26 protein-coding genes and 1 pseudogene are annotated in these 26,650 nt (G+C 55.4%); 12 read left to right on the forward strand and 15 right to left on the reverse strand.

Annotation, left to right across the window (positions count from 1 at the left end; all coding sequences use genetic code 11):
• Positions 1-261: 261 nt before the first annotated feature.
• From JUK32_RS08970 to JUK32_RS08980, 3 genes are all read right to left on the reverse strand, one after another.
• Complete coding sequence (locus JUK32_RS08970) at positions 262-891, reverse strand: CatB-related O-acetyltransferase (RefSeq protein ID WP_204138517.1); 630 nt, start codon at positions 889-891, stop codon at positions 262-264.
• 28 nt (positions 892-919) lie between these two features.
• The gene (locus tag JUK32_RS08975) at positions 920-1,114 is read right to left on the reverse strand and encodes a DUF2949 domain-containing protein (RefSeq protein WP_204138518.1); all 195 of its coding nucleotides are present in this window, start codon (positions 1,112-1,114) and stop codon (positions 920-922) included.
• Positions 1,115-1,404: 290 nt separating this feature from the next.
• Positions 1,405-3,516 carry a hydantoinase/oxoprolinase family protein gene (locus tag JUK32_RS08980; RefSeq protein WP_204138519.1) on the reverse strand — a complete coding sequence of 704 codons (2,112 nt, stop codon included), beginning with the start codon at positions 3,514-3,516 and terminating at the stop codon, positions 1,405-1,407.
• 352 nt (positions 3,517-3,868) lie between these two features.
• On the opposite strand from JUK32_RS08980, the gene JUK32_RS08985 reads away from it, so the two are divergent.
• Positions 3,869-4,405, forward strand: a complete 537-nt coding sequence (locus tag JUK32_RS08985) for a hypothetical protein (RefSeq protein WP_204138520.1) — start codon at positions 3,869-3,871, stop codon at positions 4,403-4,405.
• Positions 4,406-4,615: 210 nt separating this feature from the next.
• On the opposite strand, the gene JUK32_RS08990 is transcribed toward JUK32_RS08985, so the two are convergent.
• Positions 4,616-5,575, reverse strand: a complete 960-nt coding sequence (locus tag JUK32_RS08990; protein WP_375541558.1) for a tRNA (5-methylaminomethyl-2-thiouridine)(34)-methyltransferase MnmD — start codon at positions 5,573-5,575, stop codon at positions 4,616-4,618.
• Between the two features lie 127 nt (positions 5,576-5,702).
• Here JUK32_RS08990 and JUK32_RS08995 point away from each other — a divergent pair, with 127 nt between their 5' ends.
• Positions 5,703-7,427 carry a diflavin flavoprotein gene (locus tag JUK32_RS08995; RefSeq protein WP_204138522.1) on the forward strand — a complete coding sequence of 575 codons (1,725 nt, stop codon included), beginning with the start codon at positions 5,703-5,705 and terminating at the stop codon, positions 7,425-7,427.
• An 87-nt stretch (positions 7,428-7,514) separates the two neighbouring features.
• On the opposite strand, the gene JUK32_RS09000 is transcribed toward JUK32_RS08995, so the two are convergent.
• Positions 7,515-7,742 carry a Calvin cycle protein CP12 gene (locus JUK32_RS09000; RefSeq protein ID WP_204138523.1) on the reverse strand — a complete coding sequence of 76 codons (228 nt, stop codon included), beginning with the start codon at positions 7,740-7,742 and terminating at the stop codon, positions 7,515-7,517.
• 691 nt (positions 7,743-8,433) lie between these two features.
• Here JUK32_RS09000 and JUK32_RS09005 point away from each other — a divergent pair.
• Positions 8,434-9,672 (forward strand): FIST N-terminal domain-containing protein, encoded by a 1,239-nt coding sequence (locus JUK32_RS09005; protein ID WP_204138540.1) that lies wholly within the window; start codon positions 8,434-8,436, stop codon positions 9,670-9,672.
• 54 nt (positions 9,673-9,726) lie between these two features.
• Here JUK32_RS09005 and JUK32_RS09010 read toward each other — a convergent pair whose 3' ends face one another.
• Positions 9,727-10,101, reverse strand: a complete 375-nt coding sequence (locus JUK32_RS09010; RefSeq protein WP_204138541.1) for a DUF1823 family protein — start codon at positions 10,099-10,101, stop codon at positions 9,727-9,729.
• An 86-nt stretch (positions 10,102-10,187) separates the two neighbouring features.
• Positions 10,188-11,099 (reverse strand): circadian clock protein KaiA, encoded by a 912-nt coding sequence (locus tag JUK32_RS09015; RefSeq protein WP_239112477.1) that lies wholly within the window; start codon positions 11,097-11,099, stop codon positions 10,188-10,190.
• Between the two features lie 595 nt (positions 11,100-11,694).
• On the opposite strand from JUK32_RS09015, the gene JUK32_RS09020 reads away from it, so the two are divergent.
• The gene (locus JUK32_RS09020; protein ID WP_204138524.1) at positions 11,695-13,695 is read left to right on the forward strand and encodes a sensor histidine kinase KdpD; all 2,001 of its coding nucleotides are present in this window, start codon (positions 11,695-11,697) and stop codon (positions 13,693-13,695) included.
• Positions 13,696-14,410: 715 nt separating this feature from the next.
• Here the strand turns inward: JUK32_RS09020 and JUK32_RS09025 are convergent.
• Entirely contained in the window at positions 14,411-15,601 is a 1,191-nt protein-coding gene (locus tag JUK32_RS09025) for an S-layer homology domain-containing protein (protein ID WP_204138525.1), read from the reverse strand.
• A gap of 218 nt (positions 15,602-15,819) precedes the next feature.
• Entirely contained in the window at positions 15,820-16,257 is a 438-nt protein-coding gene (locus JUK32_RS09030; RefSeq protein WP_204138526.1) for a DUF2358 domain-containing protein, read from the reverse strand.
• A gap of 162 nt (positions 16,258-16,419) precedes the next feature.
• Here JUK32_RS09030 and JUK32_RS09035 point away from each other — a divergent pair, with 162 nt between their 5' ends.
• Positions 16,420-16,845: a DUF1499 domain-containing protein gene (locus JUK32_RS09035; RefSeq protein WP_204138527.1), complete on the forward strand. Its 426-nt coding sequence runs from the start codon at positions 16,420-16,422 to the stop codon at positions 16,843-16,845.
• Positions 16,846-16,956: 111 nt separating this feature from the next.
• On the opposite strand, the gene JUK32_RS09040 is transcribed toward JUK32_RS09035, so the two are convergent.
• On the reverse strand, positions 16,957-17,391 hold the full coding sequence (locus JUK32_RS09040) for a PPC domain-containing DNA-binding protein (RefSeq protein WP_204138528.1): 435 nt from the start codon (positions 17,389-17,391) through the stop codon (positions 16,957-16,959).
• A 150-nt stretch (positions 17,392-17,541) separates the two neighbouring features.
• Here JUK32_RS09040 and JUK32_RS09045 point away from each other — a divergent pair.
• The 5 genes and pseudogenes from JUK32_RS09045 to JUK32_RS09065 form a co-directional block, all read left to right on the forward strand.
• Positions 17,542-18,243: pseudogene (locus tag JUK32_RS09045) on the forward strand (bifunctional sterol desaturase/short chain dehydrogenase); the annotation flags it as partial.
• A 41-nt stretch (positions 18,244-18,284) separates the two neighbouring features.
• Complete coding sequence (locus JUK32_RS09050; RefSeq protein WP_204138530.1) at positions 18,285-18,683, forward strand: nuclear transport factor 2 family protein; 399 nt, start codon at positions 18,285-18,287, stop codon at positions 18,681-18,683.
• A gap of 173 nt (positions 18,684-18,856) precedes the next feature.
• Complete coding sequence (locus JUK32_RS09055) at positions 18,857-19,093, forward strand: hypothetical protein (protein ID WP_204138531.1); 237 nt, start codon at positions 18,857-18,859, stop codon at positions 19,091-19,093.
• Positions 19,094-19,212: 119 nt separating this feature from the next.
• Positions 19,213-20,007: a DUF928 domain-containing protein gene (locus JUK32_RS09060; RefSeq protein ID WP_204138532.1), complete on the forward strand. Its 795-nt coding sequence runs from the start codon at positions 19,213-19,215 to the stop codon at positions 20,005-20,007.
• Between the two features lie 274 nt (positions 20,008-20,281).
• Complete coding sequence (locus JUK32_RS09065) at positions 20,282-20,953, forward strand: PD-(D/E)XK nuclease family protein (protein WP_239112478.1); 672 nt, start codon at positions 20,282-20,284, stop codon at positions 20,951-20,953.
• 24 nt (positions 20,954-20,977) lie between these two features.
• On the opposite strand, the gene JUK32_RS09070 is transcribed toward JUK32_RS09065, so the two are convergent.
• The 3 genes from JUK32_RS09070 to rpsP are packed head-to-tail and all read right to left on the reverse strand — an operon-like array spanning position 20,978 to position 22,632.
• Positions 20,978-21,946, reverse strand: coding sequence for a PhoH family protein (locus JUK32_RS09070; protein WP_204138533.1), 969 nt, complete (start codon positions 21,944-21,946; stop codon positions 20,978-20,980).
• 29 nt (positions 21,947-21,975) lie between these two features.
• The gene (locus JUK32_RS09075) at positions 21,976-22,326 is read right to left on the reverse strand and encodes a KH domain-containing protein (RefSeq protein WP_204138534.1); all 351 of its coding nucleotides are present in this window, start codon (positions 22,324-22,326) and stop codon (positions 21,976-21,978) included.
• A gap of 39 nt (positions 22,327-22,365) precedes the next feature.
• Complete coding sequence (gene rpsP / locus JUK32_RS09080; RefSeq protein ID WP_204138535.1) at positions 22,366-22,632, reverse strand: 30S ribosomal protein S16; 267 nt, start codon at positions 22,630-22,632, stop codon at positions 22,366-22,368.
• A gap of 348 nt (positions 22,633-22,980) precedes the next feature.
• Between rpsP and trmB the strand changes: the two genes are divergently transcribed.
• Complete coding sequence (gene trmB, locus JUK32_RS09085) at positions 22,981-23,628, forward strand: tRNA (guanosine(46)-N7)-methyltransferase TrmB (RefSeq protein ID WP_204138536.1); 648 nt, start codon at positions 22,981-22,983, stop codon at positions 23,626-23,628.
• Positions 23,629-23,684: 56 nt separating this feature from the next.
• Here the strand turns inward: trmB and JUK32_RS09090 are convergent, their stop codons facing one another.
• Entirely contained in the window at positions 23,685-24,473 is a 789-nt protein-coding gene (locus JUK32_RS09090; protein WP_204138537.1) for a Uma2 family endonuclease, read from the reverse strand.
• Between the two features lie 130 nt (positions 24,474-24,603).
• Here JUK32_RS09090 and JUK32_RS09095 point away from each other — a divergent pair, with 130 nt between their 5' ends.
• Positions 24,604-24,771 carry a hypothetical protein gene (locus JUK32_RS09095; protein WP_204138538.1) on the forward strand — a complete coding sequence of 56 codons (168 nt, stop codon included), beginning with the start codon at positions 24,604-24,606 and terminating at the stop codon, positions 24,769-24,771.
• 88 nt (positions 24,772-24,859) lie between these two features.
• On the opposite strand, the gene leuC is transcribed toward JUK32_RS09095, so the two are convergent.
• A complete protein-coding gene (leuC, locus tag JUK32_RS09100; protein WP_204138539.1) occupies positions 24,860-26,263 on the reverse strand; it encodes a 3-isopropylmalate dehydratase large subunit in 1,404 nt (467 codons plus the stop codon).
• Positions 26,264-26,650 lie beyond the last annotated feature (387 nt).

Raw genomic sequence — 26,650 nt, forward strand, 5'->3', positions numbered from 1 at the left:
CGAGAATCTCTTCTGGGCTTTGACAATCGGATAGCAGTTCGTCTAGCAACTCATCGGCGCGATTCGGGACTTGTCTTATTCTGGGCATGATGCGGTCTCCTGAATTATCGGGATTTTAGACCGCTTACACAAAATTCTGATCAGTCTCATTTTGCCATAGCCCGTCGAGCTGGCGTAAATCCCATTCCAGCGACAAAAACAGCACATGAGCCTGGCGCTTGGTCGCATCAGCGATCGCCCTTACTGATTACGCTTAGCGAGCTAACGGGCCATTTGTAGCGACTCCAGATCAGCGCCACAAATGGCTTTCAGGTTGCGGGTGATTTTCTCAATGTCCCAGTGCCACCATTGCAGTTCGAGCAGAGTTTGAATGGTCGCATCATCAAAGCGTTGGCGAATGGCGCGAGCAGGATTACCACCGACTACGGTGTAAGGCTCCACCGACTTGGTGACGACGGACTGAGACGCAATAATTGCCCCATCGCCAATGTGCACTCCCGGCATCAGCGTGGCACCGTAGCCGATCCATACGTCGTTGCCAATCACGGTGTCGCCCTTATTCGGCCAGTCGGCTGGCATGGCCGTTTCCCAGCCGTGACCAAAGACGGGAAATGGATAGTTGGTGAACCAGTCTGTCCGGTGATTGCCGCCATTCATGATGAATTTCACATCGGCGGCGACGGAACAAAACTTGCCGATAATCAAGCGATCGCCAATGAAATCAAAGTGGTAGAGCACATTGCGCTCAAAGTTTTCGGGATTGTCGAAATCGTCGTAATAGGTGTAATCGCCGACCAGAATGTGGGGATTGGTGACGATGTTTTTCAGATACACCAGTCGCGTTTGGCCGCTAATGGGGTGTCGCGTGTGGGGAGAAGGGCCGGTAGACATGCCGTGGGCGGAAAAAGGTGCAAAGGCATCAAGTCATGATGCTGGCTTCTAGCCAATCATAGATTTGGTCAAGTTGATGGGTCGTCACCAGGCCATATTGCCAAAGCACAATGGGCAACAGGTTAGGCGATGACGCCGACCGCCGCACCCCCAGGGCGATCGCCTCGGTGGAAACCGCCAATTCTTGCTGGAGAAACTCAATCAACTGGCTTTGCTGACTCATGGTGAAGGCCCGTTGTGTAGATCTGCGTGACCATTTGCAACAGCATACCCACGAATTTAAAATCTGGATGACTTGCTTAGTGAGACGCAACAGAATCTTTATGGTTTGAAAAGATTTAAGGGGCGTAATTGATGGCTCCGACTCATTACGTAGTCGCTGCGAGTCGGGGCTTTCCATCGTTGCCGAGCGAGATACTTAGGAATTGGCCGATAAATCAATGTTCCGCCGTCGGGGCGAGCGACCCCTCGCCCCGACCACTAACCCTGGTCGGTGATTTTTCGGCAACTCCCTTACACCGCTGCCGCCATGGCCAGATTTGGGTCTGCAGCAGATGCCGCCGCCAGCCGAATCAGCAAATTGCCATTAGCCTCGACCGTGGTGTGGCTGTGAGGCGGCAGCAGGATGGTGGAATCTTTCTGGAAAATCACCGCTGGCCCTTCGATCGCGCCCCCGATGGGGAGGCGATCGCGCTCAAAAAAGTTGGTGGAATATTTCTCTAGCTGACCGTCAACGCGGAAGTAAGTGACCGCTGTTTTTAACCAAGCATCTTGCACGGCTCCCTCGGTGGGCACAGGCAAACCCGAGAGCTTCGGCATCGGACCCGTGCCCGTTACGCGCAGCGTCACCAGTTCCACCGAATTTTCGGGGAAGGCGTGGCCGTACTCAGCGGTATGCAGGTCGTGGAACTGCTGCCACACGCTTTGCAGGGCCGCTTCGTCTAGTTCGCCATTGGGCACAATCGCGCGCAACTCATACCCCTGCCCCACATAGCGACAGTCGGCAAACCGCTGCAAGGTCATCTGTTCGGCGCTGAAGCCATCGGCCCGCAACTGTTCAATTACCTGATCTTCCAACGCCTTGAGGTCAGCGTTGAGCTTATCCAAATGTGGTTCGGTGCTGAGGGTGAATTCGTTTTGAATCAGGTCATGCTTGAGGTCAGTGGTGAGCAGGCCCATGGCCGAGGTGATGCCGGGATAGCGCGGCACGATGACTTCGGGAATGCCCAGCGATCGCGCTACTTCCGCTGCGTGAAGTGGCCCTGCGCCCCCCTGCGCCACGAGGGCAAACTGGCGGGGATCCTGCCCTTTTTGAATGGTGCGGGAGCGGATCGCATTCGCCATATTGTTGTTGACGATGGTGAGAATGCCCGCCGCCGTTTCGTACAGATCCAGCCCGACGCGATCGGCCAGCGCTTGCACAGCGGCGAAGGCTTGGTCCGGGTAGATCGCCATTTCCCCACCGAGAAAATGTTCCGGGTCGAGGCGATTCAGCACCACGTTGGCATCGGTGACGGTGACCTCCGTACCGCCCTTGTCGTAGCAGACGGGACCGGGTTCGGCCCCCGCGCTGCGCGGCCCCACCCGAAACGCGCCGCCATCATCCACATAGGCGATGCTGCCGCCCCCCGCGCCGATGGTATGCACGTCAATCATCGGCACCATGACGGGATATCCGGCAATCCAGGTATCGCGGGCGGTGGCTTCGGCAAAGCCCCGCTCGGTCACGATGCCGATATCGGTGCTGGTGCCGCCCATGTCAAAGGTGATGAGGCGATCGCGCTGGGATTTTCCCCCCGCTGCCGCCCCGCCAAGTACCCCCGCCGCCAGACCCGACAGCAGCAGCGTCACCGGCTGTTCGCCTGCCACCTCTGCCGTCGCCACGCCGCCGTTGGAGCGCATGATGTGCAACTCGCCCCGCACGGACTGTTCCTTTAAACTGCGGCTGAGGTTCCGGATGTAGCGCTTGACCTTGGGGCCAACGAAGGCGTTGATGCAGGTGGTGGTGAACCGCTCAAACTCGCGGAACTGCGGAAAGATGCTGGCGCTAGTGGTGATAAACGCTTCGGGGAACAGTTCCTGAGCGAGTTCGGCAACCCGGTCTTCGTGGCGAGAATCAAAGTAGGAATTGAGGAAGCAGATAGCGACCGACTCCACCCCAGCGGCTTTCAGTTCCAAGATGGCCGTGCGGGCGGCGGCTTCATCCAACGGGGTCAGCACTTCACCACGCGGGTCGAGCCGTTCGGCCACTACCTTGCGATCGCGCCGCTGCACCAGGGGCCGCGCCTGCCAGGGAATGTCTTGCATGATGGAATAATGCTGCGGTCGCTGGTGCCGCCCAATGTGGATGATGTCGCGATAGCCCTCGGTGGTAATCATCCCCGTTCGCGCCCCGTCGTGGGTGAGCAGGGTGTTGGTGGCGATCGTCGTGCCGTGCAGCACATGCTCAATGTCGCCATAGTCAGCTTCGGCCATTTCGCACAGGGTTTGGATGCCCCGAATCATGCCGATAGAAGGATCGTCAACGGTGGTGGGCACTTTGTGAATCCAGGTCTGCTGCTGGGCCACATCCGCCAAAATCAGGTCGGTAAACGTGCCGCCAATATCCACACCGATGAGTTTCATACCCTTTTGCCCTACGTTTTCACTGTCGCTCGGCATCTTAAAGCAGCGGCGGGAAGCGAGAGTGTTCAATCTGTACGTTTCCGGTCGATGGAGTTTCTAACCATTAGCCGACCCTGATTCTCTCTAATGCGGGAATCATATCGTCGCGGGTTTTTCCTAACCTACAAGGAGTGTGACAAATAGAGCAGGCACAGATAGATTGCCTGTTTAGGGTTCGAACCCGGTCAAGGCAACGAGCTTAGATTTCTTGTCACTGCCCCTGAGCTGCTAAGCGCACACGAAGCGCCTGTATTAAGGAAAAGATTCTTTCTTTCTATCAGCAAGGGGAAAGTAGTTATTAAAGGAGGTACTTATGCGACCTCAATTTTTCAATCATAGTTCCACCCAGCGCCAGATTAGAACGCTAATTGGGTTGCCAGCGGTGATGACCGCTTTAATCGGTGTCGGTGCTTGCTCAAACCCCGAACCGCAGGCCACAGAAGAGTCCACCAGCACCTATTCAGAGGAAGTCGCCGAACAAACGGAAACGCTGGAGGCCGTCGCCAATAATCCGGAAGCGTACTTGGGCGAAACGTTAACCGTGGTCGGTGAAGTTGTTGAGACCTACGATTCTCAAGCATTCATTCTGCGGGAAGAAGAGTATTTTGCCGCAGATGAAGGACTCTTGGTGGTGATGCAGGATGCGACCACGCCATTGCCAAATCCCGGTGAGTACGTAGAGCTATCCGGTGAAGTCCAGCAATTTGTTGTCACCAATCTGGAAAAGGACTACAACATCGCCTTAGACAATTCGGTTGTTGAAGAGATTGAGGCCACTTTTGCCGAGACTCCATTCTTGTTAGCGACCGAAGTCAAATATTCTCAAACGCCTAGTGATGGAGAATCCTGAAGCGGATCTGCCGATCTCTAATGTGCCAGGGCGAAAATCTCTTCGCCCTGGCAGGACATTTTAGATAAGGCCGAGAAGCTTGAATTCAAACTCGATGTAGGGCGCATGTCATCGATTGAGCCCGGCGGCTGTCGGGGCAATGATGACCGCGCTGGTGTTTTTATGCTGCCAATTCGGGACGGCCTCTTTTGAGTGACAAGAACTGGACTGTTATGTTTGCGAGCCGCGATCGCCCGCCGTCGAGTCTGCCTCAGAACGCCCCCTCGCTGACGCACTCAGCCAGCGCCGCCGCCATGCCCCCGTTGACCGTAACGATGACTGGGCCTGCTCCTGCGATCGCCGCTGCTGAATCATCGCCGCCTCATCCCGGAGTGTGGGATCGCGGTAAGGCACCGCCGCCCGCGTCAGCAAATGTTCCAACTCCTGCTGTGAGAGCGGGGGCAAATTTTCCTCGGCGTGACTGGCCAAAGTGCTGGGCCAGCGCCGACCGGGAGCGGCCAGCGAGCCGATGTGTAGTCCCGCCGTGGTTAGGGCCGTCCGCACTGCCGCTGCACAAGAATATGTCGCTAATATTCCTTGCGGGTGAAGACATTGGGCTACCAAACTGAGGAATTCCACGGTCCACAGTTGGGGACACCGGGGCGGCGAAAACGGATCAAGAAATATGACATCCGCCTGGAAGTTTTGTGCGACCAAATTTTGAATCTGCTGCCGCGCATCACCGATGAGCAGTTTCGCAGTCAGATGAGTCTCTTCCGAGAAGTGCCCCTTCCAAGTTTGGGAGGGGCACTTAGGGTAAGGGCTAGCGATCTCGGCCAAGGCTACCTGTACCGACTCAGGCCAGTCGTTGAGCAGCCCTTGAGCGATCGCAGCCCTGGGCACCATGACATCCAATTCCAATCCCACTAGGCGAATAGGTAATTCTGGCCGCACTGCCCAGAGGCGCTCCAGGGCTGCCGCCGTGTTATACCCCAGCCCGTAACACACATCCAACAGGGTGATATGGCCCTGGGTTTGGGCGCGTTCTACTAGCTGCGTGGCCTGCACATAGGTACTGCGAGCTTCGTCATAGGCCCCGTTGCGACTGTGAAACCATTCTCCAAACGTCTCAGAATAAAACGTGGCACTGCCGTCCGCCGTTGGTTCGACTGTGAACAGGTCAGGTGCCATTGCCATATTTAGCGAAACTCAAACGACTGATAAAAGATCCTAACTGCCTAATCTAAAGGAATACGGCACAATGGAAGGAGTTAAGAAACATTTCCGTTGCTAAATTCGTTACCCAAAGGAGCGCTCGATGGTCGTCGCCGCACCCCAAACCCAAAAACGCCTCACGATGCAGGTGGAGCCCCAAATCGCCGCTGACACCACAGCGCTGCGATCGCTGGATTGGGATCGCGATCGCTTCGACATTGAGTTTGGCCTGCAAAACGGGACAACCTACAATTCATTTCTAATTCGTGGCGAAAAAACCGCACTGGTCGATACTTCCCACGCGAAGTTTCGCGACCTGTATCTGGACACCTTAAAAGGCCAGATTGACCCTGCAGAAATTGACTACATCGTCATTAGCCACACCGAACCCGATCACAGTGGGCTGGTGCGAGACGTGCTGGCCCTCGCGCCCAACGCCGTCGTAGTCGGTGCCAAGGTGGCTCTATCTTTCCTTGAAGACTTGGTGCATCAGCCTTTTGAGAAGATGCAAGTCAAAAACGGCGACCAGCTCGATTTGGGCAACGGTCACGTCTTGGAATTCGTCAACGCTCCCAACCTGCACTGGCCCGACACCATCTTCACCTACGACCATCAGAGTCAGGTGCTGTTCACCTGTGACGCTTTTGGCCTGCACTATTGCAGCGACGATGTGTATGATGCCGACCTGGCCGCCATCTCCCCCGACTTTCGCTTCTATTACGAATGTCTGATGGCCCCCAATGCTCGCTCTGTGCTGTCGGCGATGAAGCGCATGGACAAACTGCCGGAAATCACCACCGTTGCGACAGGCCATGGCCCGCTGCTGCGTCACCACGTAGCCGAACTCACCGAGCGCTATCGGCGCTGGAGCCAAGAAAAGAGCCAGGCTGAAACCATGGTCGCTGTTTTCTATATGTCGGACTATGGCTACAGCGATCGCCTCTCGCAAGCGATCGCCCGCGGCATTACCAAAACCGGCGTCGCCGTCGAAATGATGGACTTGCGCTCCGCCGACCCCCAGGAGGTGAACGAACTGGTGGGCCGGGCTCGCGGTCTCGTCATTGGCATGCCACCGGCATCCGGTGCCCCGGTAGCCCAAGCCGCCCTCGGCACGATTTTGGCAGCGGTCAGCGATAAACAAGCGGTGGGACTGTATGAGTCCTACGGGGGCGACGACGAACCCATCGATACCTTGTCAACGCGGTTGCAAGACCTGGAATTGCGTGTCGGTTTTGCCCCGATTCGCATCAAAGACACCCCCGATGAGGGCATTTACCAGCTCTGCGACGAAGCGGGCACTGACTTCGGCCAACTCCTAGCCCAGGCCAAAAAGCTGAAAAAGCTGAAGTCCCTTAACGCCGAGCTGGAAAAAGCCCTGGGGCGCATCAGCAGTGGCTTATACATCATCACCGCCCAAAAAGGCGATGTTTCCAGCGCGATGCTAGCGTCTTGGGTCTCTCAGGCTAGCTTCCAGCCCCTGGGCTTTACCGTGGCGGTGGCGAAAGACCGCGCGATCGAATCGTTGATGCAGGTCGGTGATACCTTTGTGCTCAACATTCTCGAAGAAGGCAACTACGCTGCCCTCATGAAGCATTTCTTGAAGCGCTTTCCACCGGGGGGCGATCGCTTCGCCGGGATTCGCACCCGTCCGGCGGAAAATGGTTCCCCCATTCTTGGCGATGCCCTGGCCTATCTGGAATGTACGGTCACTAGCCGGATGGAAGTCAGCGACCACTGGATTGTGTACTGCACCGTGGACGAGGGTAAGGTCTCTGATCCCGATGGCGTCACCGCCATCCACCATCGCAAAGTTGGAACCTATTACTAACTACTAACGCCACTGAATCACCGCGATCGCTCAAAAAGGCCGCCCTGTCATCAGGGCGGCCTTTTTGAGGTTAACTAGCTTTGCAGACTAATCTTCGTAGACGCGGCATTCATCAGCATCGGGATTAGCGTCACAGTAAGCTTCCAACGAAGTCTTTTTGGGGCCGCCTGCCCGCTGATGAGAGGCTTCAGCCTGGAGCTCTTCTACAGCATCCCAAGCGGCGGCACACTCTGAAGAGCTGTCACCAGAGGTATCGCAAGCATTCCGAGCCGCTTGCAGCTCTTCTTGAATTTTCTCTTGAATGTTATTGCTCATAGGAACCCTATCAAAACGTCCTCAATCATTTGCTGCGGCCCACTAGACCCATGGATGTTAGTGACCCAGCGGATATCCTCGGTTAGTGTAACCTTCGGATTTGGTTAGAACAGTGTAAATCGTGGCAAACGTTCACACAGCAGTTGCTCTAGCTATCATCTCGTAATATTCCTTCATCAAGGAATGAAGATTCAACCCCTCTATTTATGTAAGGTACAGCTTGATCAGGGCTAACCATAGGGCCGAAAACCTTACTGATTGTTCGGTTTTTAACCGATGCACCCGGTCATGGATGAGGCTAACGAACGATGTGGCGGCTAGCATCGGTTCAATGTGTACCCCAGCAATCCATTGCAGGATTCAGTTATACCGCTGCGCTGGTATAACACCAAGCATTTCGCTTAGGCTGATAGTAGCGCGATCGCTGGATTGGTATCGCCCTTCGCAACTGGCAGTCACCTCAGCTCGTTCTGTAGACAAACGGGAGGTGTCGCTTTGCTAAAGGAGGACACCATCGTCAGGCAATGTTCGCCCACTGGTCGCAAAACGCTGGCGCATTAGCAGCAGCGCGGACATTCCCCGACGATCGCCAGCCCTCACGACCGACCGCGCCATGGGTGAGCGATCGCTGACCACACTGCTCACAGACCGCATCCCTCAGGAGAGAACCGTGCCCGAAACCCTTCCATCCATGCAGTGGGTGAGTGCCCTATCGACCCAAGTCTCTTTAGAGATGGCGGTGCGCGACCTTGCTGAACAAATTCAGGCCCAGTTGCACACCGCTCCCGATTTGGGTCTGGTCTTCATTTCCGCTGCCTATGGGAGTGAGTTTTCGCGGTTGCTGCCCCTACTCAACGAAGCGCTGCCACTGCCCTGCTTGATTGGGTGTAGTGGCGGCGGCGTTGTGGGCACCCCCCCTGCCAGCGCCGCCCAAGAGGTCGAACAAAGTCCTGGTATTAGCCTCTGTGTCGCTTCTTTACCCGGTGCCACGATTCAGTCCTTTGCCCTGACCGAAGACGATTTGCCCGATTTAGATAGTCCCCCCGCTGCCTGGGCGCAAAAAATTGGCGTCTCACCCGCTGATCAACCTAGTTTCATTTTGCTTGCTGATCCCTTTACCGCTAGCATCACGGAGTTGCTACAGGGGCTCGATTTTGCTTATCCAGGGGCGGTCAAAGTGGGCGGTCTGGCCACTGGCGGCGCAATGCAACGGCAGAGTAGCCTCTTTTGGAATGGCACCCGGCAAACGGAAGGGGTGGTGGGAGTGGCCTTGTCGGGCAATGTCACCTTAGATGCGATCGTGGCCCAGGGCTGTCGCCCCATCGGCCGACCGTTTCGCATTGCGGCGGGCGAACGCAATATTGTGCTCGAACTCGAGGAATGCGACGACTTTGGGGGGAAAACCCAAACCCCGCTGGCCGCCCTGCAAGATATTTTGCAAGACCTCAGCGAGGCCGATCGCGAACTGGCCCAAGATTCTCTGCAAGTCGGCATCGTCCAAGATGGCTTCAAGAGCGATCTGCAACCGGGCGACTTTCTGATTCGCAACTTGCTGGGCGTTGATCCGCGATTGGGAGCCCTGGCCGTGGGCGATCGCGTTCGCGTCGGTCAGCGCTTGCAGTTTCATTTGCGCGACGCCCGCACCTCAGCCGACGACCTCGAAACGTTGCTGACCCGATATCGCAGCGCCCATAAATCAACCCCAACGACGCCCATCGGCGCTTTGATGTTTGCCTGCCTGGGCCGCGGCGAGGGACTGTATCAAAAGCCGAATTTTGACGCTCAGCTCTTTCAAGAATTTGTGGGTGATTTACCCCTGGGGGGCTTTTTCTGCGGGGGCGAAATCGGCCCAGTGGGCGGCACCACGTTTTTGCACGGCTATACCTCGGTCTTTGGCATTTGTCGTCCGGTCACCAACGATTCGCCCTAACGTCTCCGCTGCTCCGGCAGTTTGCCCGTAGATCTGGGCTAGTTTCGCCCCGGCTTATGACAGCAGACCTTGCTGCTGCATGTAACTCAGCAACCAGTTGGTCATGGTGGCCCGCCGCGTGAGGCGGGGGACCAGTTGATCCACGCTGTAGCCCTTAAAGCCCAGATATTCCTTTAACAGTTGTTTATTTTCTTTCGGAATGGAGCGCGTCAGCTGCACTGTTGCCGGGCGGCTCTCGATAAAGTTTGGGGGGGTGGGGTACTTTTCCACCCAGGTGGGCGCAACGGCGCTGGTATCCCACCCCGCCTGAGCTGCGTCGTAGCGATAACCCAGGTAATGCCACACCAGCTGATTGACGGTGTCGTCGGCTAACTTTTCATGCAAAATATCCCAGAGGGTAGCGGTAGTCAGGGGCGGTAATGTGTCCATATCGGCAGCCAAAATCACGGCATCAGCAGAGCATACATTTTTGCATCCTACCGCTTAGCGATCGCCCTTAGACCCGGCCACCGACCTTAGCGCTCCAAGGTTCTTCGGGGAATTGAGCGACGATACATCTCACATAAATGAGCCATCACATCAATCAGGGTCAGGCGGTAGTCCAGCAAAATCTCTTCGCTACGGCCTTCCAACTTGAGCTGCTTAGCAAAGGTCTCCATCAGCTCCATATGGATTTCGACAATCTTAGAAACCGAAATATCAGCGAAAAAGGCTGTTGTGACCAAGCTGTCGATTTGGTCGTTGAGGGTGCTGCCATCTTTGAAATAGCTCAGCACCAATAATCGATAGTCCTGACGGAGTTGGCTAAACAGGGCGGTCCGCTGTTCTGAGTCAAGGTTACGAACAAAATTGCTCGGATCGCGCTTGTAAAACACCCCCATGTACCCCAGCCGCTCGCGCAGTTTCTCGGCCAGGCGCTGCTGCTGCAAACTCAGGGTGAACTGAGAGTCATCGGCGGGGGGAGCAACCTCTTCCGCCGGGGGGTGCAGGTAGGGCAACTTGAGAAACTCACTAATGGCCTGTTGGATATAGTTATCGAGTTGCTTTAAATCAGAGGCGGCCACACAGATCACCTTCTCGTGATACTCGACGGCCATGGTTTGGCAGGTCGCCGAGACTTGCACGGTACAGGCGATAGCCTGGCCCTCGTCATCCGAGGGGAGCACCTCATCACCGACTAAATCGACTAATAGTACTGGCAGCAAAATATCTTGCTGCTTGAGTTGCTCTAGCGGGGCCGCTAGCTCTGGTGAAAATTCCAGCACGAGGCAATCAATGCGATGGCGATTTTGCTGTACCCATTGCAGAAATGGGGTGATCTCCGCATCCGTGTAAATTTGATAGGTGCGCTTATCCAGCACGGCTTCTAAGGCGTGTTGCAGCGAATGTTGGGGGGTAAAGCCGCCGACTAGAAAATGTGCATGCAAGGGTTTCAACTCTCTCAATAATTACGAAAATTACGAACGCGGATACGATAATCGTCTCAGGAACCAGGGCATAAATGCTGCTGCGGAGCCGGAAAGGGACACTCTTGACCTTAGTCGTGAGGCCTGAAGACTGGAGTGCGCCAGGGGAACAGGCTAGCGATCGCAGCAGTTTCAGCACAAACACCTAGTTCCTGGTTATGCTACTGGAATAGTCAGGCGATCGCGAATTTGAGAGCGGCATCATACGGCAGTATGGGCGATCAATTCGCCAGTTGACATTGACATCCAGTAGTCTACGATGTTTGCATTTCTTAAACTAAGCGTACCGTAAACCTCTACGGGCTTAGTGGCAATGGTCATTTTTCGTTTTATGAGCACTGATTTTATGAGCACGGTTAGCGTATTTAAAATTTGCCCGGCTAATCGATTTTAGTGGTGGGTAGTTGGTATCTTCGTCATTAATGGCCGGTAGCGCGGTGGTGGCGGCTCCGGTTGCTGGGCGATCGCCGCTGCTTCGTCCCCCTGGTCGTCAGCGACTTACTGATGTTGCCTCCATAAATTTCCCTGCTTTTGTTCATGAGGTCTTGATGCACATATGACACTGCCGTCGCTGGCTGAATTTATCCGGTTAATGCCGGCTAGCGTGGTAACTGAACCTCCGAGCCGCTGGTTAGCCGATTGCCTAGACAGTCAGGGCGATTACCTGGTGTTGTTGAATCAAGATCACGCTCCCCTCTATGGACTGCCCCTGAGCCAACTCCTCCATTTAGCCCAGACGGCTGATGAGGTATTGACGCTCCCCGTCTCCGGTTACTTCAGCACAGCATCAGCCCCCGTGGTAGAACTCGCCCAAATCGACGACGTGGCGGACGTGCTGCAGGTTATTGAGTGGCAAACGCCCATTGACACCGTCATTCAACGGGTGGCGTCAGGGCCAGAACAGCGTTGGGTCGTGGTTGACCGTCAGGGCCACTACCAAGGCATGTTAGATACGACTCGTCTATTGGCGAATATCGTGCAGTTGTTATCAGCGGCTAATTCGACTGATGCCGAGGCGATCGCCCCCCCCGCGCCCGAAACCATGGCATCGCAGAGTCAGACGGCGTTGCTCACCTACTTGGGACACGAACTGAAAACCCCCCTCACCTCACTATTAGGGTTATCCAGTCTGCTCAAGATCGGGGGCGAAAATCTTACGACTCGACAGCAGCGCTATACCAGCCTGATTCAGCAACATTGTCGGCGGCTGGCGGCCTGGGTCAATACCTTGGTTGATCTGGGCCGGATCGAAAGTGCCACCCTGCGACTGGTGCCTCAAGTGATTGATTTACCCGCCCTGTGGGCTGAAGCTTACAGCCAAGCTGCCCTGAGGGCGGGGCTGGAGCACCAAACGCCCGTGCTCTCGATGCCCCCGGTGTTGCAAAGCCCGTCGTCACCCCTCACATTGGTGGCCGATCAGGTGCGGTTGCAGCAAATGCTCAGTTGCCTCATGCAAACGGCCTTAGTAAACCGTGAGGCTGACCAGTCAGGAGAAGCCCTGCTGCTCGATATTTTGCAGTGGGACAATTGGCTGGGGTTTACCATCTCAGGGATTGACGATCGCCTTGCTTTAGAACATTTATCCCAAGCAATGACGGTGCCGCCGTTTGCCTCCCTCCCAGCGGCGGCGACTCCCCTATCAGCCGAAATGGGGCATTGGCTAGAATGGCTGCTTGTCCGTAAGCTGGCGCAGCTGCATCAAGGTGAGCTGGTCATGACGGTGCACCAAGAGAGGGGCATTCGGCCCACGTTGCTATTGCCCATTTCTCCTCTGCCCGATGCCACCAGAAGCAGCCGCTTTTTGTTAGTGGTAGCGCCATTTGAAGCGGAGTCGATCGCCCAACTTTGGCAACAAGCGCATCAGCTGAATTATCAGGTATTGATGACGACGCACATTCACGATGCGATGGAGGTGGCGACTCACTTGCCCGTAGCGGCGGTGTTGGTGCTGCTGCAATCGCACCAGATGCGAGAAGATTTGCAAGCGTTGAAAACGGCTTTGGCAGCCAATAATCAATTGCTGATCGCGCTGGTGCCGCCGCATCTCTCGGCATATCTGGGCGAATTGCCCGTTGATCGAGAACTGCTATGGCCCACGGATGGGTTGGGGAGCGTGCTGCTGCAACCGCCAACGGCTATGCCAGCGCCAAGTCGTTTAACGATTTTGTATCTGCGTTCGGAAGATCATTCGATCGATCCCAGCCAAAAATTCCCTCATATCTTTCATGATTTTGGCTGTCGGGTTTTAGAAGTAGATGACCTGCAACAGGCGAGTTTGCTGAAGCGGGTGTGGCGACCCGATGTCGCTGTGCTCGACCCCGCGATCGCCGATCCGCAAACTTATTTGCAAAGCTTGAGTCAACTGGCTGAACTCACGTCACTGCCGCTGATCACCTTGACGATGGGGGCCACTCAGGCCGCCCATGCGATTTCCAAATTGTCGGTATTTCCATGCTTGGTGGCTGAGACCGCGTGGAATACGCCTGAATCGGCGGAGCGGATGTCGGCCTGGTTGGTGCAAGTGTTGCAGGTTGCCGCCACTGAAGGCTCGAATTAAAGCGTTTCGCTCGGTCTGCTAGGAGGCTGGCGGTCGCTGAGGGAGATGCGATCGCGGCCCGTGGCGAGACTGGATACCCAAAAAACTGAACTTCAGACGCGATACCTGAATTTATCTGAACTTTTCCCCGTTGTCGTTCCCTAGGGGCTAAGCGACTATATAGACATCCTGTAGACTCGCGTGTGCTCCTTGAGCACGGGCCGAGCTGGAACTCCTTTCCGAAGGTGATCCAGCTCGGTTTTTCATATTTAAAGCGCGGCGCGGAGGCACATCGCGATCGCTCCCCCTCATCCCGAATCGGTGCTATTGATTCTGCAACGTAGCGCTACCGATCGAGCCTCCTTCGCTGTCGCCGCGTCTTGATCAAAGGCACTCAATTCCCACTGGAGAACAGGATCCCTCGGTGCCCCAGCGGCCCTTTCTGATTGGCAAATTGGGAGATGTCACAATGGAAGCATGCAGAAATGAGGTCTCTTGATGCCTGAGAAAAATTACTCCTGGAAAGGGAGCCCAAATGCTGGCTTAGTCCTGGCGCTAATTGCCTTAGGGGCTGGGGTGTTGCTAATTTTGGCTGGTTTTAGCTAACGCGAAAGCGGCGATCGCCCACTGGTTATTAGGGGCGATCGCCGCTGGGCACTTTATTCAACTGCACGCTGAGTAGACTTGGTGCTAAAACCGCTCTTGACCAAACGGGTCAGCTCCAAGCCCAGTGCGGCTAGTCCCCATCGTTGCTGCCGCCGTGGGGGCGTGAATTCCCCGGATCGCAGCCTTCAGAACCGTTGCCTCGGCCTTGGTTACAGTTGCGGGGACGGCGATCGTCATCGTCGTCGTCGTCGTCGTCAAAATCGTCATCATCGTCGTCGTCATCGTCATCGTCGTCGTCGTCGTCAAAGATGACGGTGTTGGTCTCCGTGGTGGTGGTCGTCGTTTCGACCGTTTCAAAGAAACCGACCACATCCACAATGTATTGGGAATAGAACATCTCCACCAGATTCATGCTCGCCATCGCCTGGTAAAGATAAGAACAGGCTTCGGCGCGGGTCACCAGGTCAAACAGATTTAACTCAGTGACGACGGGATAGTTGACGATGACGCCCCGTTCCACCAAAGCGGCCACGATTCCGCGATATTCCACCGGAATGGTGTCGGCATCATCAAACACGCTGAGAATTTCCTCGACGGTCGTGGTGGTGGAGGTGACTTCGGTATAGCCGAGCGATCGCGCCAGCATCACCCACATGTCCAACTTGGTCAGGGTTGATTCGGGGTCAAAGGTATCGTCATTGGCCAGGTCAATCCACCCTGCTGAGTAAGCTTCTCGGAGCGCGTCATAGGCCCAGTAGTACTGCGAGACGTTGCGAATATTCACCACCTCGCGCACGGCAGTTTTGTTAAAGGCTTTGGTCACCATCGCCGCGTAATGAGCTTTGGTGAGATAGGAGTCAGGCAAAAACTCGCCATCGGGATAGCCCGACACAATATCAATCGCGGCTAAGCGATAGATAAAGCCATTGGCCCAATAGTCTGTCGCGATGTCGGTATAGGTTACTTCGGTGACGGTCGTCGTTGTTTCTCGAATGATCTCGGTCTCTACGAAACCGTCATCATCATCATCGTCGTCGTCATCATCGTCGTCATCATCGTCGTCATCATCGTCATCATCATCGTCATCGTCGTCGTCATCGTCGTAATCGCCATCATCATCGTCGTCGTCGTCATCTTTGAGCTGGTCGGTGGGGAGTTCAGCGACTTGCTGGGACGATGGACTGGCGTCGATCGTGGCAGCAGTGGCCGCATCGGTAAACAGCGATAACCCGGCCAGCGGCGACAGCAACGGGGTCAACAGCGCGAGAAGCGTAGCAAGGGACGTACCGTTCAGCAGCAAACGATAAACAATCTGGCTCATGGTTTAGTTACTCACAAAGTGATCGAAAATTTTCAGCAAAATCAGTCAAAAATTTCTAGAATCAGAAATTTTCACGGAAAAGCTAACTTTTCAATTGCAATAGCAATCGTTAGCAGCAGCGCGCCCTGCCTTTGCAGCTATTGACCAACAATCCTTGCTGATGTTCCCAGCATTGATTTAGTGTCAAGTGTGTTTAATGCTGCCCCGGCTAGCGGAACTTACGTAGCTGTATCTTCGTCAGAACCATGCCAAAACTGCTGGAGAATTTCCCCTGGCGGTCGGTCCCAGGTGTCGCGATGGTCGTAGATTTTGCCCGCTTCGTTCAATAAATAGAGGGAATAGCCGTTGAAAAAGAGGCGGGGCTGCCAGGGGAGCCGCAGCGTGCCGCGTACCGTCCAGTCGGCCCGGATGGTCAACTCATCGGCCACGCGCACCTCATGCAAGTCGAAGTGCAGATCACTAAAAAAAAGGCGACCGTGGAAGCGCAGTGTCCAAAAAATGATGCGGTAGTTGAATTTGCCTTTGAATTGGTTGACGGGGTCTTTGAAAAAGATGTCGCGGGTGTAAATGTCGTAGGAAATATCTCGCTCAAACAACGTGGGCAAGTCGGCCCGTAAGGTAGCCAAAATCGACTCATAATCTACCGCGATCGCCATATTTCGCTCTCTTAGTCCGCTACACTGCTCAGTGAATGTTGTCGTTCACTCGTCCTATTCCATCTTATGGTCAAGGTCTTCAAGACTTTTATGCTTGCGAGTCTGCTCGGAGCGCTGTTACTTTTTGGATTGCCCTCACCTGCCCACGCGGAGACTTCACCGATGATTGCTGCACTACCTGGATTCAAAGCTCTTTTTAGTGGCTCCCGCCCTGACAATATTGGTGTGAAAGAGGGGCGCTTGGCGGCTTGCCCCAGTAGCCCCAACTGTGTGGTGAGCCAGGGCGAAGCGGATGCGGAACACGCGATCGCGCCGCTGACCTATGACAGCGATCGGTCTACGGCGGTGGCCAAACTCCGTGAAGTCGTGGAAGCCCAGGAGGGCAGCGTAGTCATCGACCAAACCGACACCTATCTCTACGCCGAGTTCACCAGCAAGCTGATGGGCTTTGTGGATGATGTGGAATTTTACTTTTCGCCGACAGAAGCGGGGACCATTCATGTGCGATCGGCGGCGCGGTTAGGCCAATCGGATCTCGGCGTCAACCGCAAGCGCATTGAGGCCATTCGCGCCGCCTTTGCGGCATAAGGCGCGGGTCATTTCCCCGCGATCGCGGGGGGGATATTTGTCCGCAATGTATGGGCGATCGCCAATGCGGCCTCCCGAAATTTTGGCAAATCAAACCGGGATCTTGGCAAATCAGCCAGGTGCCACTTCGGCGATCGCCAATTCCCGATACCCGGTTTGGGCATCCAGATGCCGCTGAAAGGTCACCCCTGATAATGCCCCCACCACAATTTCAGCGGTGGTAAAAATCAGGCAGCCCGGCATGACGTGACCGCCGATCATTTGTCCCTGACTGTCGGCGATCGCCAGATGCAAGTGCAGCCCGTCTCGCGACAAGGTGCCCACCAGCGACACGATCTCAAAGCGCCCGGTGAGGATCGTCTCGCTATCCTGTCCGGCAAAGCGTAAGCTGGCCTGCTGCAAACTGCCCACCGTCGTCAAAATGCAGCCCGCCGCGATCTCCCGCGACTCGGTAAGGGCCTGCAAAGAATGCTTCAAATCATCTCCAGACGAGAGCCTGAAGCAGTGAGGCGTCAGAGCGGTTGCCGCCCAAGCAGGATAAGCCATGGTTCTTTGTGTGTGCCAATTCCTACAGTTGTAAAACAGTTGCGCCGCCGTCGTCTATTCACATCTCAAGAACGGGCCGATCGCCGCTACCATTGAAGGCACTCTGGCCGTTGCGAGCGATCGCAACGGCATCCAGTATTTCACCGTTTCAACAGGCTGATGGGCAAATCGTTAACGTTCGCAAGAAAAGTGGTGGCGGTAACGGGGGCGTCTGGCACGATGGGGCAGGCGCTGATGGCTGAGTTGCAGCAGCAAGGGGCCACCGCGATCGCCCTCACCACCTCCCCCCAAGCAGATTTTGCCGAAGCTGTGCAGGTCATCACCTGGGAAACGGGACGGGAGGCCGACCTGCAAGCAGTATTCCGAGAAGTGGATATTTTGGTGATTAACCACGGCATCAATGTCCATGGCGATCGCACCGCCGCCGCGATCGCCAAATCGCTGGAAATTAACAGTCTGTCAGTGCTGGCACTGATGGATACTTTCATCGCCGCCCATGAAGACGCCACCGCCAAGGAAATTTGGGTCAACACCTCCGAAGCGGAAGTCGGCCCTGCCTTGAGCCCCCTCTACGAAATTTCCAAACGACTCATCGGCGATCTGATCACCCTGAAGCGCCAGGATGCTCCCTGCACTATTCGCAAAGTCATCCTTGGCCCCTTCAAAAGTAATTTGAATCCAGTGGGGGTGATGTCCGCTGAGAAGGTCGCGAAAGGGGTGGTGGCTCGGGCCAAGCGCGATCGCCGCAACATCATCGTCACCATCAATCCCCTCACGTTTCTGGCCTTTCCCCTTAAGGAAACGATCCAGTCCCTCTACTTTCGGCTCTTTTCGCGATCGCCCCAAGCCTAATCTCACCCTGCCTCCCGCCCCACTGATCCCCGGTATCCCTCATGCCAGCTGCATCTCCAGCTACTCTACAAGCTGCCCAAGCCGCCTTTGCCGACTTCACCACCGGACTCGCCAAGGGTGACTGGCAGCCGTTTCTCGATCGCGTCAGCGACGATGTGGCCTTTTGGTTTCCCGCTGGCCCCTGTAAAGGCCACAACCAGGGCAAAGCCAAGCTGGCGGCCTTTCTCACCGCTGTGCCCAAAGTCTTTGCCGGTGGGTTGACTGTGGCAGTAGTGCAGATCACCAGCAGCGACACAACCGTCGTGTTTGAAGTGCGCTCGACGGGCACGATGGGCGGCGAGCCATATGAGAATCAGGCCGCGATCGCTTTCGACATTCGAGACCAGCAAATCTGCGCCTACCGCGAATACCTGGGCGTCATCTTCCAACTGGGGCATTAGGACTGCAGCCATCTGCACGGCGGTGTTTGTTCACCTCTACTCAACCCAGCAATGGGGATGCCGAAAAGTGCCAATCCCCTCTCCGAAAACCGCCGCTGTCCTGTCTGAAAGATCGGGTGGATTCTGCTGCTGTCTTACTTATGGTGTAGATGAAGGTTATCCCCCCCAAGATCATGCCAAGCTCCCTGACTGACACCCTCCAAAGCATCGTTGAAAAAGCCGCCATTGTGTTACTGAGCTGTATCGACGACGCCTTGATCATGACCCTCAGCAAACTCGGCATTAGCCTGCCAGGACTACAGTTTGTGAGCACCGTCCTGATTACGATCACCGTGTGCGTTTGGCTATATCGCATTCTGCGTTTCGTCAGCCGCCACTACCGCCTTCAGCTCAGCTGTGCTGCCTGGTGAAACAGAAAAGGACGTCGCCTGGGGGTTTATCCTCAATCGTCATGTTTAAGAAGTACTCTGCTTGATCGATTAACCGCTATCAACCCGCTATCCTGAGCCCACATAGAAATTAACCCATCATGTTCGTGTCACCTTTGCCCCCAATCCCCATTTTCCCTACCCTGCGCTGCGTTGCTGGCGGGGTCGGTTGCCTGCTCGCGATCGCGGCTCCTACCGTGGCCCAATCTTCCCCCTCCCCCCAGCCTCTGACCGTCGAAGCCCTCAGGGTCAGTTCCCGCGCCTATACTCCTCCAGCCGGTTCCCAAAGTTCCGGCGGGGCCAGCACTGGAGGCGGCGTGCGCGGCTGTGGCAGCGACATGTTCGCCCTCGCGCCCGCGTTTCAGCCCCCAGGGCAAACCTTCTCCGAATATCCCACCTTTATGTGGTACCTCGGTGACGGCTTTGCCGATCGGCTGGAATTTACGCTCTTTCACCAGAGTCCCGCAGGCGAAACCGAGATCTTCAGCCAGGCGATCGCCGTGGGCGAGGCAGGATATCAAGCCTTGACGCTGCCGACGACTGCCGAGCCGCTACAAGTAGGGGAAACCTACCGCTGGCAAACCACCCTGTACTGTGATGCCGAAAATGATCAGGCCATTCAGTGGGTCGCCGCTGCGATCACCATCGTTGAGCCTCCCCGCAGTTTGGCCCTGCTGGAAACTGTCGCCCCCACCCCGTGGCAAAAAGGCATCAGATTTGCCCGGGCGGGTTACTGGTACGATGCCTTATCCCAGGTTTATGCCACTGACACCGTAGAGGGCCAAGCCCTGCGCCAAGCCTTGCTGCTGGATATTGCCGACCTGGCAGCAACGGCCGACACCAGCGCCGCCAATCGCTGGAGCGATCGCCTCCGTAACCTAGCCGAGACGCCCTAAACCAAACTCAGGGAGCAGGGTGGTTTGATACCCGCGAAGAAAAATTACGTTTGCCATTACGCTGGCCCGAAGGCAAGGGTGGTGAACGGTACATCAAGCTTTGTGGATATGGGCCAATCAATGGCAGAAAGTTTTTTCTTTCCTAGTATGAAAGCATTCTGCCTCAGAAATTTGACTGAGGGTTCGGCGATCGCTGACCAGATCACTCCGACAAGCAGCCTTGAGGGTGATCAGCCAGGGATAATTATCAGTAGCGATCGGCAGGAGCAATGTCTTGAAGATAGAGCGGTATCAGGCCAAAACCAAGCGGGTCAATCGGCGGCGAGTCTACGAAATCAATGGCTATCAGTATCCGGGGGTGACTACGGTGCTCTCGGTGACGAAGCCAGCCGAAGCGAGAAAGGCGCTGTATGAGTGGCGTCAGCGCATTGGCCAAGAAGCCGCCCAAGCGATTTCCAACAAGGCATCTTCGGCGGGGACGCGGCTGCACAAACAAATCGCCGCGTACTTACAGGATGAAAGCGTGGAGATTCCTGCTGATTTGGGTGGATACTGGGAGTCGATGCGGCCCATTCTCCAAGATGTGGAGGAGGCGCTGCTGGTGGAAGGGGCGGTGTGGCATGATGCCGGCTATGTGGGCTTTCCCGATGCGGTAATGACCTATCAGGGCAAGCTTTGTGTCTGCGATTGGAAGACGGCGATCAAGCCCAAAAAGCGGGAGTGGGTGGGCGATTACTGTTTACAAGTGGCTGCTTACGCTCGGGCGATTGAGCAGGTGTATGGCGAAACTGGCATGAAAGTTGAGGGGGCGTTGATTGCGATCGCCCTTGATGATGCCCCGGCCCAAACCTTTTGGCTCGATCAAGCCGAGATTCAAACCCATTGGCAACAGTTTCAACAACGTTTGGCTGAATACTACGTCTTACGGCCTCGGGCATCTGAGTGAGTGTGCAACCGTTGAACTGGGATTTTAACGGCGAGGACGAGTCGTTTCATGCTTTTCGTAGGCGGCCACGATGCGCTGCACCAAGGGATGGCGTACCACATCAGCCTGAGTCAATTTGCAGAAGGCAATGCCCTCGACTGAGGCCAAAATATTTTGAGCCACCGCCATGCCAGAGGTTTGAGTGGATGGCAAGTCGGTTTGGGTGGTGTCGCCAGTCACCACCATCCGCGACTGAAAGCCTAATCGCGTCAGCACCATTTTCATCTGGGCAGGGGTCGTATTCTGCGCTTCATCTAAAATGATGAAAGCATTGCTGAGGGTGCGGCCCCGCATGTAAGCGAGGGGGGCTACTTCAATCACGCCCCGTTCCATGAGCACGGGGATTTTTTCCGGATCGATCAGTTCGTGTAGGGCGTCATACAAGGGCCGCAGGTAGGGATTAACTTTTTGCTGTAGGTCACCGGGCAAAAACCCCAAGCGCTCTCCCGCTTCCACTGCGGGACGAGTCAAAACCAGTCGCTCATATTCGTCATTGAGCAACGCCTGGACACCGATCATCGCGGCCAAAAAGGTCTTGCCCGTACCCGCCGGGCCAGAACAAAAGATCAAATCGCTCTTCTTCAGTGCTTGAATGTATTGTCGTTGACGAAAAGTTTTGGCTCGGATCACCTCACCCCGGCGGGTGCGGGTAATCGTTTCGCCCTGAATGGCGCGCAGTTCAGCCAGTTGGTCGGTATTGATGGCTTGACGGGCGGTCAGAATATCTGCTCGACTGATCATGGTGCCCTCGGTCCATAGGGGCTCTAAGGCCCGTACAATCTGGCGAGCCAGATCAACACCATGCGCTGTTCCAGACAGCAGGAGGTCGCGCCCGCGTAGGGCAATTTGCGCTCCGGTTTGCTCTGAGATGAATTTGATGTTGTCGTTCTGTTGACCTGAGAGCGCAATCGCGCTTTCAGATGACGGCAAATCGATGTGGGCAGTTTGCTGCATGCAGCGGCATCTCAGCGGTTAAAAAACAGTTATTTCTTTCGCGGTGGGGCGGGGCGATCGCCTCGGCGGGGCGGGCGACGACGTGAGCCACCACTCTCATCATCATTCCGCGATTTGTGGGCCGACTCGCCATAAACATCCAGCGCAACCCGCTCGCCGTAAAGGGCCGCAGTGGCTTGCAGAACGGTGCGGATGGCTTGGATATTGCGCCCGCCCCGACCAAACATGCGCCCCCGATCTTCTGGCGAAAAGGCAACCCGCAGAGTCGCTCGGGGTTTGTCAGCAACTCGCTCGATATCAGTTTTGAGTGCGTCAGGGGAGTCGAGAAAGGGCTTCATCAGGTAACTGACAAGGCCCTCATAGTCTGGTTTTTCAGCCATTGCCACCGATCTCATGGAGTTTGCAGGGAAGCTAAGGAATTACTTAGCTTCCGTTTGAGCGGAGTTCAGCTGATCAAAAACGCTGGCCTTTTGCAAAATGCTGCGCACAGTCGGAGTGGGTTGAGCGCCTTTTTGCAACCAGCTCACAATTTCTGGGACTTCTAACCGAGTTTCGTCGGTACGAGGGTTGTAGTAGCCCAACTCGGCGAGGGGACGACCATCGCGGCGAGCTTCGCTGGGCATAGCGACGATACGGTAGCTGACTTCACGCTTTTTACCAAATCGCTTTAGACGCAACTTAATCATGGATGTTTGACTGCTCAGTATTGACAACGACTGAAAATGACAAGACCTCAATCCTAGTGAACGGGTCTTGAATTTGCAAGTCTCTTATTCTATCAGCTAAGTCTAGACCTGTGAATCCTCTGTGATTAACCACAGCAATTTTCAGGATGGCTTCGTTAACTCATTAATGCCGCTCAGGCTGGGCTTGTCGACGCCTGTTCACTCTGCGATGAGCTCAGGGTAAATAGCGAGTTTCTCAGAATGAGAATTGCTGGATTGACCCGCCTAAGGTGTGGCTTTTTTCAAGGTTTGGAGGTTTGCTGTAGGGTAGGAATCGGTACGCTTTTATACGTTATCGAGGAGTCTTTTGTGGCGGCTGTTCGTGTTCGGCAACATGTGAATCCCCTCAGCTATAAGTATCAGACTAAGGTTGAGCCTGTGGATTGGGCGGAGATTTACCAAAATCCGCATCAGCCTTTGCATCTTGATATTGGTTGCGCGAAGGGTCACTTTATCAGTCAGATGGCGGTGTTGCAGCCCGACTGGAACTTTTTGGGGCTTGAAATTCGTGCGCCTTTGGTGGACTACGCCCAACAACAGCGCGATCGCGACGGGCTGACTAATTTGCATTTTTTGTTTTGCAATGCCAATGCTTCCCTCGCTGAGCTGCTTCAGGTCTTGCCACCGGGAGCTTTGCGACAGGTAAGCATCCAGTTTCCGGATCCGTGGTTTAAGAAGCGTCACCAGAAACGCCGGGTGGTACAGCCAGCGCTGGTGCAAGCCTTGGCGACCTACTTGCCAGCAGGGGGACGGGTGATTTTGCAGTCAGATGTGGAGGAAGTGGCGCGAGAAATGTGCGATCGCTTCTCGGAAAATGTCGCCTTTCAGCGCTCTGAGTTGGCTTGGTTGGCGGCGAGTCCGTTTCCGGCTCAAACTGACCGCGAAGAGCTGACGCTCGGCAAGGGATTGCCGGTTTTTCGGGCGATTTATGTCAAGCAAGAAACTGATGCCCACTAGGTAAGGCGGCAAAATTACTGTGGATTGCGACAGGACCAATAGCGATCGCGGCCATTCTATTTCAGAGATTGATTGACGACCTCTATCGGCAGCCCTAATGCTTCAGCAATTTGCGCTGCTGTTAGCCCCATTTGCTGAAGTCGGTAGACTGCGGTCAACCGCGTCTGGCGCTCGGCCTGTAACTCAGCCTGAGCCTGCGAGGCTTGTTCTTGAGCTTGTAAGGCTTGTTCTGCCGCTGACAGATAACGGCTACCTGATTGGTCAAACCATGACAGCAGTTCTTGTTCAAAACCGCCTAACTCCCCATGATGCCGTCCGATCCCAAGGCCTACTTCTGGCATCCAGTAGGGTTCGCCGAGTTGTAATTGATACTGTCCTTCAGTGAGTTTATAGACTTCAAAGGGTTGATGTCGGTCGCGCTGCCAATGTTCGGGGTTGTAAATGACGTAGTACAGCACTCCCAGGTTTTCGTAGATCGTCCGTTTGGTGTCGTATTCGCCACCGGGGGTTTGCGAAACTACCTCTAGCGCGAGGATCGGCACCACGCCGTCTTCTTCCCAGGTGACATAGCTTTTGCGTGATCGATTACCGGATTTGCGGCGGGGAATGCCCAAACTGAGAAAGCCATCGGGCACCACGGGCACGCGCGGATTGATCCCGGTGAGGTGATAGATGCCCATATCGACGGCGAAGTACCAATCGTAGCGACCCGGCCAGATTAGCTGTAGCAAGAACAGCAGGTAATTGGGCAGAAGATTTTGATCTTCATTATCCACGGGCAAGCCATCCGAGTCGGGTAACTCGTCGCTAGTGGGCAGCGTTTGGTAGCGGTCAGACTGAACCATGGGCGTCACGCTGAAGCGATCGTCTTCCTATGATAATGTGCGCTCCGAACTGAGGTCTACAACACATCATGGCTTGCGCCTAGTCGGTATGCTCGTAGCCACACGACTGGGCATTAAGTGAGGCCACACCATGTTTTTGAGCTGCTTTTTTCCGGATGAAGAGACCCGCAATCAGTTTCGGGCGCATAAGATCAGTATGTTAAAAACGATGCGCGACTCCTTAGAAACTCGGCTCGCTGCGTTGAATGCGGCGATCGAAACCTTAGAGCGCCAACAACAAAGTTCGGTGCAAGAATAGGCGCTGCGATCGCTCGGCCCACCCCGCTGCAAGATTTGCCCGGTTAGCAACGTTTCCGGAGCGTGGCTAACCACTGGAGCTGGTGTAATTAGAGCAGTTTGCGAACGTCGGTGACTTGACCCGCGATCGCCGCTGCCGCGACCATGGCCGGGCTCATCAGCAACGTCCGACCCGATGACGAGCCTTGCCGACCCTTAAAGTTGCGATTTGAAGACGATGCGCTAATCTGATTGCCTTGCAGCTTATCCGGGTTCATCGCCAGGCACATCGAACAGCCCGCTTCGCGCCATTCGAAGCCTGCTGCTTCAAAAATCGTATCTAACCCTTCCGCTTCGGCCGCTTGCTTGACCCGCTCAGAACCGGGCACCACAAAGGCTTTGACGGTGGCGGCCGCTTTTTTGCCCTGCACCACCTTCGCGGCTTCCCGCAGATCGCTAAGCCGACCGTTGGTGCAACTGCCGATAAAGCATACGTCCACCGGGGTGCCCTGAATTGCGGTGCCGGGTTGTAAATTCATGTATTGATACGCTTCGGTAGCGATCGCGCGATCGCCCTCGGGCAATTCTTCCACCGTAGGAATGTGCTCATTCACGCCAATGCCCTGACCCGGCGTGATGCCCCAGGTCACTGTGGGGGCAATATCAGCAGCATCTATGACTATCACATCGTCGTATGCGGCGTCGGCATCACTGCGCAGGCTTTCCCACCAAGCTACTGCCTCGTCCCACCGCTCTGCCTTGGGGGCAAACTCGCGGCCTTTGAGATAGTCATAAGTCACTGAGTCGGGATTGACGTAGCCGCAGCGCGCGCCCCCTTCGATCGACATATTGCACAGGGTCATGCGCTCTTCTATCGACATGGCCTCAATCGTGCTGCCCGCATATTCATAGGCATAGCCGACCCCGCCCTTCACTCCGAGTTGGCGAATGATGTGTAGGGTCACATCCTTGGCGTAGACGCCGGGAGATAATTCTCCGTTGACCTCAATGCGGCGCACCTTCAGCTTTGACAGGGACAGGGTTTGAGACGCCAAGACATCGCGCACCTGGCTGGTGCCAATGCCAAACGCGATCGCCCCAAATGCGCCATGGGTCGAGGTGTGGCTATCGCCGCAGGCAATGGTCATACCCGGTTGCGTCAACCCCTGTTCTGGCGCAATCACGTGAACAATGCCTTGGTTGCCAGAACCAATGTTGTAAAACTGGATGCCATACTCACGGCAATTTTGTTCCAACGCGGTGATCATCTCCTCGGCCAACACGTCTACAAACGGGCGAGCTTGGCTTTCTGTCGGCACAATGTGATCGACTGTGGCGAGCGTTCGCTCTGGAAACATGACCGCGAGGCCCCGTTCGCGCAACATGGCAAACGCTTGGGGACTTGTCACCTCGTGAATCAGATGCAAGCCGATAAATAGCTGGGTCTGCCCCGACGGTAGCGTGCCGACCGTGTGCAAGTCCCAAACCTTATCAAACAGCGTGCCGCGACTCATAAGCCTGCTCATCCTGCGAAAATGCTTTCCAGATGAATATACTAGCCCATTGAACCTGGCTTCGAGCGTGACTTCAGAGGTTGCTGACAGGGGCCATGTCTGAGGGGGCAAGGTTACTCTGAATGGCCGATTCTCTTGAGGGATGACCAGCAACTCTGGCGAAGTCGGTGCTTACCCAAAATGCTTACCCAAAAGTAGGTTGCAGATGCTGTCAGCAAACTCGACAGCATGAGGAATGCCAGTCTGTTGGGGCTCGTTTCTCGACGCCAATCTACGGGGCGATCGACATTTCTGGAGGATACCTTAACTATTGTAATTGCTCAACCCAGTAGCCAATCAGCTTGTTGTGAGGTAAGGACGCGGGAAATCGCCTCAAAGGCAGACAAC

Source organism: Halomicronema sp. CCY15110 (assembly GCF_016888165.1).
In the GTDB taxonomy this organism is placed as follows: Bacteria; Cyanobacteriota; Cyanobacteriia; order Phormidesmidales; family Phormidesmidaceae; genus Halomicronema.